Below are 12,377 nucleotides of genomic sequence, written 5' to 3' on the forward strand. Positions count from 1 at the left end.
CTGCGGCTGCCCGGCAGGTGGGAACGCCCCAGGCCCCGACGCGGACACCGCACTCTGCGGCTGCCCGGCAGGTGGGAACGCCCCAGGCCCCGACGCGGACACCGCACTCTGCGGCGGATGCGACGCAGACGGTGCCGACATCGGCTGCTGAGCGCGCCAGGCGGGCTGTTGATCGTTCACCCACGGCGCTTCGGGAGCACGCCACGGCTCCTGCTCCGAGGGGCGCTGCTGCCAATCGTTCTTCGGGGCCCACGCGGAGTTGGCGTAGTCCGCCGCCTCCGGGCTGAACGCCTCGGCGAGGTGTGGAGGCAACCCAACGGTGCTGACGTGCGACCTGGGCGAGCGCGCCTTCGAACGCGCAGGAACGGCGGAGACCTTGGGCTGGACGAGCACAGCCTTCACCGCCATGTCATGCCAACCCTGGCGGCGTTCGTGGATGATCAAGAACACGAGGAAGGCGATGCCACCGACGACGGTCATCATCAGGCCGACGTACACGAGGAAGCGCAGAAAGACCCTCCACCAACCGATGGGTTTCCCGTCGGCCATGCCCACGAGTTCCAGCTTCATCGCCCTCGCACCCAGGCCCGCGCCGCTCGTCGCATACGCCCACCACTGGTACAACCCGTAGGCCAACGTCAACACTACAAAGGTGATCGACGCCACGAGCACCACCGCCGGGTTATCGCCCCACAGCTGAAGCGCGAGCGTGAGCAAACCGCTGAGCACAGCGACGGGAGCCACGTCGAGCAGGTACGCCAGGAAACGCCGATCGAGCCCTGCCACCTCATGGCCACGGGGGATCATTCGACTCACGCTTGCCTCCTCACAACCTCAGGATATGGGTATACAGCACTTTCTGACTACTTCGTCTGCCTGAACGACTTCGTGGAGAGCCTCGACAGCATCCATCTCGGCCAGGCTACCGAGCGCCGCATGCCGCGATGCACTGACTTCGATTCTTGCCAGTACTCCTGGGCCACCTGCTCACTCGGCGCACCGGGCGCGAACACCAGCCAGTCCGCTTCCTTCGCCAGCGACACCGGATCTGCCTCCTCCTCAATCTTGCTGAATTGCTCAGTGAGCTGCGTGGCCTGCTCAGACCGCGTGGCAGACAGCGACGGCGAGTGCCCCAAGTCGCGTGCCTTATCGACGAGTTCCAGCCAGGCACCGGCGACGCGGTTGGCGACGTCGGGGTCATTCTTGCGACGAGCTCGTCGTCGCAGCTTCAATCCGAGGATGAGCGCGATGGGCACAACGATAGTGAGCAACGGGACGCCGACGATCAGCGCGATGGCGCCGACGCGTCTCCAGTCGATCGTCCGCTCTTCCTCAGGGATGTCACCCGGATCGGTCGGGAGCTGTTCCTCCTGCGGTGGCACGTCCGGTTTCTGCGGCGGCGGGGGCGGATTCACGACGTACGGCCGCGGCTTCGGTGGCTCATGGGGGAGCTCTTCGTCGGCCGTCCTGTCCTTGGGCGGGGTCGGGTCGAAGCGCACCCATCCCAGACCGTCCAGGTTCAGCTCCGGCCACGCACCCACCTGGTCGCCGGTAATCTGCGGCGAGTTCTCCATCTCGTAGCCGTAGATCACCCGCGACGGGATGCCAAGCTCCCGCGCCATGAGCGCCATGGCGGTGGCATACTGCTCGTGGTCGCCGATCATGCGCTGCTGGTCGTCGAGTAGCTCCAACAGCCGCGACTGTGAATGCCCAGGCCGCGACGCCACCTCATCTTCTTGGCCGTGCGAGAAGAACCCAAGCTTGAGCTGCTTTTCCAGGGCGAGCGCTTGCGCTCCTGCCGTCTGCCGCCCTTCGGTCCATTGCCGCGCCAGCATGCGCAGGCTCTCCGGCACGCCGCTCGTCTTCGCCTGCTTCACCCGGCCGGCCTCGGCGTCGGCGATACGCGCATCGGAGGGGCGCTGCGGGGCAATCGCGCCAAGCGTGTAGGTGTCGCCGTCGTGCAGGCCGGCAAGCGCGATCCCGGTGCCGGAGCTGTGGTTGTAGAAGAACGACTCACCAAGCTCCACCGCACGCTCACCATTGAAATGCACGGCGGTGGAACGCCCCAGCGTCGGCACCCACACGTCGTCGTACTTGTGCACTCGCACGTTGAGCTCGAGCTGATCGCCTTCAGTAGTGTCGTTGATCCACTGCCCGACGCGGCGGAACGTCGTCTCGTCGACAGCGTCGTGGTCGAGGGTGGCGACGCGGAAGGCGATGCCGTCGTAGGTGTCGAGCGTGGCGATGCGCACAATGTCTCCCGGCCGAGCGCCGGCCACCTCAAACAGTGTCTCACTGCGGTGTTTGGTGATGTTCGCACGGAATCCTTGCAGCGGGGAGCGCTGATCGGCGAGGTTGATGGGGATCTCGACGCCGCTGCGCAGCGTGGAGCGGTGCGCGCCGCTGGCGAGCGCGGGCGCAGCGAGCATCCCGACGAGGCCCGCCACCGCCAACACCGCCACGCCCATGAGCAGGCGCATGGGTCGGAAGGTGCCCTGCGATTCGGACAGCCGGTCGCGCAGCCGGCCGCGCCGGTAGGTCGTCCACAGCAGCACCACCACGAAGAACGCGAACCCCACCCACAGCGGCATCACGGCAGTTCGCGCGCCGAGCATCGCACCGACGGTGTAGCCCACGGCCGCCGGCACCCATGCGGCCCCCGGGCGGCGCGTGCGAAGGCTCACCGTGCCTCCCACCAGGCCCACCAGGTACCCGACCAGGCCCGGCACCGCGAGCAGGTTCCAGGTCTCGCCAATCGGTGGGTCGAGCGTCAACATGTCGCGCCAGGCCGTCACAGGGCCGGTGAGCAGCCCGAGCAGCGTGCGGCCGGTGGGCACCACGTACCCGATCGCGGACGACGGCATTACCAACGCGCTGCCGAACAGGAACCAACCGGCCACCGCGAGGAGTACCGTCGTATCGACGCGCAGTTGGCGCAGGGCGCCGACGAAGGCAATCACCATGCCGAGCGCGGTGAAGCCGAGCACGGTCACGAACAGCAGCGGCGTGCCGTACACCGGCCAGAACGCGAGTGCGACCAGCGCCGCGAGCAGCAACAGCATCAGGGAGTCGACGATGAGCCACACCCGCCCCGACCCGGAGAGGCGCCACGCGCTCCTGGTGGCCTGCGTTGAGGGTACCGACATCAGTCCATCGACCTCCTCATCACGCGGGGCAGGTCTTCGAGGCTACCGATCTGATTCAGGGTGACGTTGCCCACCTTGCGGTTGCGCGGCTCCTCACCCGTGGACACGCGGATGCCGATGTAGCGGGTGTCGACGTCGAACCGCGCACTCGCTATGCGCAGATCGGTGAGTGTTGTCGTCGAACCTGAGATGAGGATCACGATCGATGCCCCGTAGTTCGCGCGCGAATTGGAGTAGGCGAGATCCGCGACGCCGCCACGCGCGGTCTGCTCCACGAGCGCGAGCTCGTCGAGGGCCACCGTCGGCGCCACCGCTGCGAGTTCTTCCTTGGAGGTGGTGACCACGAGCTGCGAGTCACCCAGGAGCGCTTGCATCGCAATCGACGCAGCCGCGGACACTGCCGTCTCGAACTCGTCCTCGTCGATGTACGACTGGTGGCACGTATCCAGCGCGACAAGCACCTTCGACATGCGCGATTCCTCAAACTGGCGCACCATCAACTGGCCTGCGCGCGCGGAGGATTTCCAGTGCACGTGGCGACGGTCGTCGCCTGCCACGTAGGGGCGCAGCGCGTGAAAGTTCATGTCGGAGGCGTTGAGGTTGGGGCTCGCGTGGCCCTCCAGGTCGTGCACGAAGCCTATCTGCCGCCCAGGCAGGCGCACCGTCTTGGGGTGCACGTACACCTCTTCTGCGCCCGTCCAGCGCGTCTCCCGCCCGGTCAGGCTGAAGGGATCGCCCTGCACCGAGTTGGCGGGGCCGACGACGATGCGTCCGCGCCGGTGCGTGGGAATCCGAAATCGGAATTCGCGGGTGCTGCCTCCGGGCATGACCGGCAACCAGAAGCTAGCCGTCTCGTCGCCCAACGGAAGGTCGAGGCGAGAGCCGAGATGACGCTTGCCAGGATGCGTCTGCACGAGAATCCGGCCGAAGGCCCGCTCCCCCACCACGACGGAACGGTCCGAGAGCTGCATCGCGACGCGCAACCTCGGCTTGCCGATAGTGAACAGCAGCGCGATGCCCACGAGCACGATCGCGACGATGCCGACGAGCAGAAATTCCATCCAACGTGCGGCGAGCCCCACGACGAGCGCCACGACGCCCAGCAGCAGGGTGATCCAACCAGCGTCGCGCATGCCAATGCGCTCGCTGACGCGTTTGTACAGCGAGCGAACGGCCTTACCTGTTGGTGGATCGACCGCTTCGGGGATCTCCCAGCGAGCGGTGGTAGTCATCAGTCGCGAGCGCGCTCCGTCGGAGGCGGCACGGAACCAATCACGTCCGCCATCACGTCGACGGTGGTGACTCCGTTGAACTCAGCCTCAGGGTCAAGAATCAAACGATGGGCCAGGCACGGCACCGCGAGGATCTTGATGTCGTCGGGCGTGACGAAGTGCCGCCCCACCGACGCCGCCCACACCCGCGACGCCCTCACCAGCGCCAACGCGCCACGCACAGACGCACCGAGACGCACGTCCCCGGCGGCACGTGTTGCCTCGACGAGGCGCACGACGTAGTCCATCACGCTCGCCTCGACGTGCACCGCCCCCGTCATCTGCGCCATCTCCGCCACCTGCTGGCCCGTCACCACCGACGGCAGCGCCGTCGAACGTGGACGTGAGCCGCCGGAGGCAAGGATGCGCATGGTAGCCTCGTGATCCGGATAGCCGAGCGTGGTCTTCATCAAGAAACGGTCGAGCTGCGCCTCGGGGAGACGATAGGTGCCGGCCTGCTCGATGGGGTTTTGGGTTGCGATCACCATGAATGGGTTATCGACGGAGTATGACTGCCCGTCGACGGTGACGCGCGACTCTTCCATCACCTCGAGCAGCGCCGACTGGGTTTTCGGCGAGGCGCGGTTGATCTCGTCGGCGAGCACGATCGACGCGAAGATCGGGCCCTGGTGGAACTCGAACTCGCCCGATTTCTGGTCGTAGATCGTCACGCCGGTGACGTCGGAGGGCAGCAGATCGGGGGTGAACTGGATGCGGCTGTGGGTGCCCTGCACCGACTGTGCAATGGCGCGAGCGAGGCTCGTCTTGCCGGTGCCAGGGTAGTCCTCGAGCAGCAGGTGCCCCTCCGCCAACATGCAGGTGATCGCGAGACGGATGGCCTCGCTCTTGCCCATGATGACGCGCTCAATATTGCCGACGATGTTCGCGAAGTTCTCGCTGAACCATCGTGCTTGTTCTGGATTCACGGTTTCCTTTCGACGCTATTCCAGGTCCAGCGGCTGCTATTGCCATTGACCCTGCAGTTGACCTTGAAATCCTCGTATGGCTTGGGAGGTTCATCGGCCGAACCTGGTTGCAGGTACATCTCCGATTTGTAAATTCGGTTGTTCGCAGCGTGGATGGTGTCGAGCAGGTTCTCTTCCTTGTCGAGCACTTTGCATGCGCCCCCGAACCTGACGTACTTGATGGAGACGGTCAGTTTCTTCGTCACAGTGTGGTATTCCACTCTGGCGACATCATCGATGCGGTACGACTGAGTGCGCACGTTCGAGAACCCCACTTGCTGGCTGGTGCCTGGATTGGTGCCCCTCCACCCGAGAATGACGGTGGATGATCCCGGCTGCAGCAAAATGGTGCCGTTTGGCGCCCGCTTGGCATTCGAGCCGCCCCCGAAGCTGACGTAGTACCGAGAGGGATCCCACCCCCCTGAACCTTCCAGGGAGGGCGTGTCCCAGCGCATAGACACGTGCCCTTTATCGTAGGCCATGGGCTGCTCAAGCGCGAAAGGCTGCGGTTCCTTACTCAGCGGCATCATTCCCGACACAGGATGCGTGTCGGCGATCTCCTGATTACCTACGCCCTGCGTAAGACGCATCCGCACGTAACCGGAGTACTCTTTCCCCGGAGTAAGTGGCCGCGTGAGGTAGACGCCATCTTTGGGTTCGAGTTCGGTCCAGCCGCCATCGCCGATTTGGTATTCCAGACGCACCCCAGCTTTCGCCCGCTCTTCGGGAGTGTTCATCTTGGGAGTGATGAGCCGGAACCCAAGCTGGTTGGGATACTGGGCGCTCCCGTACCTTGGGAACGCCGCGGGCCTCTCGACGACGAGTTTGGGTGCGCTCCACGAGATCAGTGCTTGCGGGGTTTCCGCAACAAGCACTCGGGAGTGACGATTCTGAGCGTAGAGACGGAACGTCACTGGGCTGTGCCCAAACCCCCCAAACGCATGCTCGCTGCCCTCATCGGGTGGGAAGGCTATGACCTTGCCAGGCCGTTCATTCCCGCCCGTGACAGGGACGATCTGGAGTTTCATGTTCGGGTCGCCGTTGGCGTCGAGGGTGTGCCTAGAGACCTTCACGGAGAAGCTTCCGCCATTCTCGGTGATGCTCGCGACGGCTGTGATGCCCCCAGCTCCCTTCGGGGGGCCAACGGGAAACTCTGGCACCGAGCGTTCGGATTCCGGCGAGGATCCGGCGTTGTTGGTGGCCACAACTCCGAACGAGTAGGTTTTCCCGTTGGTGAGGCCGGCCCACTCAAACTGCCGGGCCGAGCCTTCGAGATTCTTGCTGCCGATGCGCTTCCCGGACGAATCGTACAAGTGGACGGTGTAGGTGGTGACCGGGCTTCCTTTGTTGTTTTTGTTCGCGAACCCGGCTTCCGGCCACCGCACCATGAGCGCCTGGTCTTTGCTCTCCGCGGTCGGGCGGCCGGGAGCGAGCGGTGTCACGTCGGGGATGTACGCGGCCGATTGCGGGGACGGTTCGGATGGGCCGAGCTTGTTGTACTCCACGACGCTCAGCGTCCACGGCACGTTATTGCGCAGCCTGGTGATGGTGCACGTGGTACCTGGGCACACTTGCGTCACCGGCGAGTGCCCCGGCGCCGACGCGGTCACTTCGCGCTTCTCGATCGGGTACCCGTTGGACCCGCCGGAGCGGTACTCGAAGCGGATCTGCCCGTCGCCTGCCACACCGCCGAACGGCGCCGACGGCGGCGAAGGCTTATTCTTCACGTCCAACCGGATGCTGCCGTCGACGACGCGCCCTGGGTCTTTCGTGGCGTCTTGCACGGAGTACCGGGCGGTGAGAGTGCCGACGAAGTCCTTCGCAGGCGTAATCGTCACGGAATGTTCATCGAACTCGATCTTGCCTGAACCGGAGGTGATCGATGCTCCTGTCACGGTGAGGCTCGGGTCACTGGTGATGTACGAAGTATCGTTGGCCGTCACCGGAATCGACGTCGGAATGCCGCCCGCGGCATCATTCACCACGTCGGTTTCGGCGACAGTGAGGGGCTGCCTGGACGACACCATCTCCAGCACCACCTCGAATTCCGTCGATGCACCCACCGCATTCGTCACGACACCGCTCAGGCTTCTACGTGTGCCGGCCTTCGCGGTGATCGGCGCCGTGGCGACGATGACGGAGTTGCTGGATTCGGTGCGCCACTCGATGGGCGCATCACCGCCCGCGTCCTTCCAGTCGCTGAAGCTGAAATCCAGGCCGCGAGGATCCCTGAACAGCGGCATGGCGGAAAGCCGGAACTCCCCCTCGCCGGGCGCCACCTGCAACACGCCGTCGGCCACCTTCTCCGGGGGCAGCTGGGTGAGCGGATCGTTCGCATCCTCGCCCTTGTTCTGCGCATTCGCGCGCACTTCGACGTTGATGCTCACGTAGGCGCGCTTCGCCGTCATATCGCCTTCGGGTACCACGTCGATGACCTCGAACACGACGGCGGCAGGGCCTCGGTACTCAAGGCTCGGCGTGTAGTCTACGCCACCTGTGGCGGGCACCGCGCTCCCGTTCGTCGCAGTAATCGTGTCGGCGCTGGTGAGCTTCACCGAACGACCCTCGGTACCCAAGATGAGATCGTCGAAACTCAGGTGCACGGGCTGGCCCGCTGTTGCGGTGATCTCGCGGGCTTTGCTGTCGCGCACCACGGGGCGCACGTCCTGCGTGCCGGGCACCGTGAGCAGCGCGTACGAAGTCATGCCGTCGTTATCCGTCAGCGCGTAGCGCACCTGCTTCATGCGTTCGCCGACGGGCACCGCAATCTCCGTGGCACTCACCACCTGGGGGCTGTTTGGGTCGTCCTTCGATGCGCCGGGCACCGAAACCTTGAGGTCTTTGTGCGGCCCGTCGGGATCGAAGTCGTTCGCAGTGACGTCGACCTCGATGACGGGCTTGTTGGCGACATCAAGGAACGGGACAATGTCGTCGCGCGCCATCGGGGCCTGCAAGGGCGCATCCTCGTCGACCACGACCGTGAAGCTGCCGATGCCCTCCTGCTGGCGGCTGTCGGTGATGCGGTACGTGCCGTTGTACTTCCCCGGCTTGGTGATGGGAGCCACCGAGATTTCGCGGTCATTCACGATTTCCGCGGACAGGGTCGGGTCGTCCATCTTCACCGCGTTCTGGGCGGCGAACCCGATGCTGTCGCCCTCGAAGTCATAGTCATTGGCGAGCGCGGGCACCTGAATCGGGCGACCTGGGCGAACCTCGATCGAGTCGTGCACAGCAACCGGAGGCTGGTTCACGTTGCCGGGTGGGGCCACGCCGATGCGGATCTGGCCGGTGGCAACTTCGCCAAGTGCATCGGCAACCTCGTAGCGGAACGTATCGGTGCCTTGGCTTGTCGGGAAGGCCTCGTAGGTGATGTAGCTCTCACCCACCTCGACCACACGCCCCAGCGACGGCCCAGCGCCCAGCCCCAGCAGCGTCACCGCATCACCGTTGGGGTCGATGCCGTCGAGACGAATCGGTATGCGCGTCTGGGTGCCCGAGAGCACCCTGTCGACGACCTCTCGCGGCGCCGGCGGCTGGTTCGGGGAATCATCGCTCACAGCAGTGACGTTGAGCACTGCCGACGCGGTATGCCCCTCCTCATCAATCACCTCGTAGACGACGGCCATCTGCTGGCGCTGCGATCCTTGCGGGATCTGCACCCGCAGCTTGTCACCATCGATCCAGGCGTTGTCTCCAAGTGGTGACTCCAGGATGCGGTTGAGCTTCAGCTCGAGCCCAATCGGCGACGAATCATTGACGAGCACGGGAGCAGACGCGATGCTCCCGGCACGCACGTTGATGTCGTCGTCAACGGCGATGGGCTCCACGGAACCCATCGTTTTCGTCGGAATCACAACGATGCTGCCGCGCGCGATGTGCCGCCCGTCGGAGACCACATACTCGATCGTCACCGGTCCCGCAGGTGCAGACTTGGCTTCGATCGTCATCAAGTGCCGGCGATCCAGCTTCACGTTGAGCGACGGATCCGGCGTGAACGACTGAATGACGAGCACGTCGCCGTCGGCATCGGTGTCGTTGGCGAGCGGATCGATGAACACGCTGCCCTCAGGCGGCAGCAGCGCGACGTCGAGTGCCGCCACCGGCGGGTTGTCGCTGCCGGGAGGCACGACGTCGATGCGCACTATGCCGGTGTCGAATTCCGTCGACGCGACGTTGTAGGTGACGTAGTAGGTGCCCTGCTGGGCGGCGGAGAACGTGAAGCTCTGATCGGCATAATCAGGGGTGACCTTGCACGTGCTGCAATCCTCGATCGCCACTTCCTGCAGAATCAAGTTTTCGCCAATGTCATTGTCGAGCGGCCGCACTTCGACGGTTTGGTCGACTTGCACCGTCGCGAAATCCGCGTAGGCGATGGGTTTCACCGGCTCGTCGACGACGTTAACCTCGAGCTCACCTTCGGTGGTGTCGGTGCCGTCGGAGATGGTGAGGTTGATCTTCTTCTTGCCGTCGGTCTTGCCGATGTCTTGGTAGTTGATGGTGCCGTCGGGGTTGAAGGTGACGAGATCTTCGGAGCCGGGCGGCATCGATGCGTCCTCCAGGATGAGCGGGTCGCCCTCCGGGTCGCGCCAGTCGGTCAGGATGCGTTTGGTGAACTTCGAGCCCTTCTGAATCGTCATCGGCTTAGCGAGCTCGAACAGATACGGCGGTTTGTTGTCCTTCTTCGGATCAGCGTCGGCGACGTTCACGGTGACGTTCGCGGTGTCGGTGAGGAAACCGTCGGAGATGGTGTAACTGAACGAAAAGCTCTTCTTCGTGTTCTCCGGCGGGATCGTGATCTGCAACCCAGTACCGCCGCGCACCGTCTGCAGCGAAGCCCCGTCGATCTCGGTGGGCGCCTGGATAGTGAGCACGTCGCCGTCGGGGTCGGAGTCGTTGTCGAGCACGTCGAGCGTTGTGGCGCGCCCATTACGCGCGGTGAGCTCGTCATCCTGCGCGGTCGGGGGATGGTTGTCCTCGCTGCGATCCGCCTTGTCGTCGGTGGTGGGCGCGTCGGGCGGCGGGGGCTCGTTGGATTCCTTCGTGACGAACTCTTCCCAGTTGTCGATGCGTGCCATGTTTTGATCGACGAGCCACACCACGCCGCTCTGCCCTTCATTCAGGGCGACCGTGCGACGGTTCACCTGCAGCGAGAGCATGGCGCCCGCTGGTGCGTTGTAGCCGGGAATCTCACGGGTGAAGGCGTCGGCGCCGCCGCAGCGCTTCACGAACGTGGTGCCAAATGCGCCGTAGAGGCAGCTTCCCACCTGCACGGGAGCCGCGGGCGTGCCCTGCACCTCACCGGACAGCGAGCGGATCCCGTCGGAGGTCACGCCGATCAGGCCAGCCTCCGTCGCGTACACGGCTCGCACGTCTTCTCTGCCACCCATGATCTGTTCCACCGGAGGCAGCAGTTGCGCGTGTGCAGCGCCCGAGACGTCGAACACCTGCTTGGTTCCCTCCACCCAGATGCGGGCACCGACGCGATCCAGTACGACGGCGTTGTCGCCCACCGCAGTGAGTTCGACGGCTCCCATACGCTCAGGATCGAGCTCGAACGGCAGCTTGGTGCTCGTACGCTTCCCATCCACCTCACGCACGAGCTCCGAGGTGGTCACGTCGAGGCCGATGAGCTCTCCCTTCGCGGTGAGCGTCGCGACACCGTTGACGCCCACCTCGAACTGCGCCTTGTCCTTATCGGGGTCCATCGCGAGCACATCTTCGGCGTTGCCGAACCAGACGCGGCCATTCTGCGGGCTCGTCACGAGCAGACGGCTGCCGGTGAGCTGCACGTCGGCGCCCGTCGGCAACACCATGGGCGATTCGAGACGGTTGCGGCTCTGGTTGTAGCGCGTTAGCGTGTTGGAGTCCTCGCCGCGCACCAGCACCAGGTCGTCGCTTTGCATCACCGACGATTTGCGGTCCGCCACGGTGGTCGCTGATTCGAGCGCCTCGATCTGCGTGTTAACCATGCCCACCATCGCGCGGTTGCGGTTGATGGCGTAGATGGTGCCCTCGTCGAGGTGCACGTCGGCACGGTCAAGGCCGGGGCTCGCGTAGGCGGCCACGCCGAGTGTGATCGCGAGCACTCCGACGATGAGCCACTGCCAGAAGCGTCGGAAGAAACGGACGAGTAGGCGCAGACCGCGCGAGGTTGGTTTGGTGAGGTCGGACACTAACTGCTCCTCGGCGGAACGATCTTCAGCCTCACCTGGTCATCCAACAGCAGCTCCGTTCCGATCTCGACGGTGACGCTTCGCCCGTCGCGAAGCTCGAACTCCGGCTCTCCTGGGGGGTGCACGAGGGTGCCGTTGGTGGAGTGCAGGTCAGTGAGAACTATATTCCATTCGTTGGGCGTAATCAGGATGTGGTTACGCGAAATGTCGTTGCCGCTGCTGCTTACGCGCATGAGATACGAGCCCTGGGGCCCGCGCGCGCTGTCGGGTGAACGCCCTACGATCACGCCGCTCACCAGATCGGTACCGTCACCTTGGTTCGAGATCACCGCAGCGAGCACCGGACGGCGGATCAGGCGCGGGTTGGAGGAGTCGACGGGCTCATCGCACAGGCGGCAGCTCGAGGCGCCGCGAGGGTTCGCGTGGCCGTTCCGGCACGGCACAGCCATCACCTGCGGATCTGGGGCGGCCTGTGTGACGGGCGGCTTGTGCGTCGCGGCGAGGCCGGTGGAGAACACCGTGCCCGTTTCGTCGTCGATTTCGCCAAACTCACCGGGCACCACCACGGGCGCTTGGCGGCTGCCGGGCGGCGACACCTGCGATTGGGGTACCGACGAGGCACTCACCGGCAGCGGAGGGGGCGACCAGGGCACGTGAGGCTGCTCTGGCTCAGGCTCGTCGACCTGCTCCGCCTCGTCCGCCTTGGGCTCGTCTAGCTGCTCCGGCTCGGCCGACGCGTCCTCGTCAATGTTCTCCGGATCAAGCTCGTCCAGCTGCTCCGCCTCGTCCGCCTCAGGCTCGTCGACCTGCTCCGCCTCGTCC

General features: G+C 65.0%; 6 protein-coding genes. All 6 read right to left on the reverse strand.

Going from position 1 to position 12,377, the window contains the following annotated elements:
* Window positions 1–807, reverse strand: an 807-nt coding sequence (locus Q0X61_RS11080; RefSeq protein WP_297742652.1) for an RDD family protein, incomplete at its 3' end; no start/stop codon positions are given.
* 56 nt (window positions 808–863) lie between these two features.
* Window positions 864–3,146 (reverse strand): transglutaminase domain-containing protein, encoded by a 2,283-nt coding sequence (locus Q0X61_RS11085; protein ID WP_297742641.1) that lies wholly within the window; start codon window positions 3,144–3,146, stop codon window positions 864–866.
* Window positions 3,146–4,378 carry a DUF58 domain-containing protein gene (locus Q0X61_RS11090; protein WP_297742643.1) on the reverse strand — a complete coding sequence of 411 codons (1,233 nt, stop codon included), beginning with the start codon at window positions 4,376–4,378 and terminating at the stop codon, window positions 3,146–3,148. Before Q0X61_RS11090 ends, Q0X61_RS11085 begins: the two co-directional genes overlap by 1 nt.
* Window positions 4,378–5,343: a MoxR family ATPase gene (locus Q0X61_RS11095; protein ID WP_297742646.1), complete on the reverse strand. Its 966-nt coding sequence runs from the start codon at window positions 5,341–5,343 to the stop codon at window positions 4,378–4,380. Before Q0X61_RS11095 ends, Q0X61_RS11090 begins: the two co-directional genes overlap by 1 nt.
* Complete coding sequence (locus Q0X61_RS11100) at window positions 5,340–11,555, reverse strand: Ig-like domain-containing protein (RefSeq protein ID WP_297742648.1); 6,216 nt, start codon at window positions 11,553–11,555, stop codon at window positions 5,340–5,342. Before Q0X61_RS11100 ends, Q0X61_RS11095 begins: the two co-directional genes overlap by 4 nt.
* Window positions 11,555–12,377, reverse strand: an 823-nt coding sequence (locus Q0X61_RS11105) for an FHA domain-containing protein (RefSeq protein ID WP_297742650.1), incomplete at its 5' end; no start/stop codon positions are given. The genes Q0X61_RS11100 and Q0X61_RS11105, both read right to left, overlap by 1 nt.

Origin of the sequence: uncultured Tessaracoccus sp. (assembly GCF_947255005.1) — a bacterium.
GTDB lineage: Bacteria > Actinomycetota > Actinomycetes > Propionibacteriales > Propionibacteriaceae > Arachnia.